Source organism: Streptomyces hilarionis (genome assembly GCF_024539675.1).
Taxonomy (GTDB): domain Bacteria; phylum Actinomycetota; class Actinomycetes; order Streptomycetales; family Streptomycetaceae; genus Streptomyces; species Streptomyces hilarionis.
Map to the genome: position 1 here is coordinate 1 of NZ_JAHHIT010000803.1, position 255 is coordinate 255.

Below are 255 nucleotides of genomic sequence, written 5' to 3' on the forward strand. Positions count from 1 at the left end.
GTTACCGACAGTCCAGCCGCTGCGGCCATAGCGTAGGTTTTGGTGAACGCCAATGGACCGAATAGACGTCCTTCCTGAGCCTCCAGCGTGAACACCGGAATGAACGACAGGGTGATGATCAGCAGACAGAAGAACAATGCAGGTCCTACCTCGGCAGCCGCTTCAGTCATCACGTGCCAATGACGTTCACCTTTCAGTTCCTCCCCAGGATTGGCCACGTGCCAAGCCTCGACCTTCTTGTGGGCATTTTCAATC

General features: G+C 55.3%; 1 protein-coding gene. It reads right to left on the reverse strand.

The window, feature by feature from the left end; genetic code table 11:
* On the reverse strand, positions 1-218 hold a 218-nt coding region (locus KMS84_RS44730), incomplete at its 3' end, for an efflux RND transporter permease subunit (protein WP_498066990.1).
* Between the last annotated feature and the right edge of the window lie 37 nt (positions 219-255).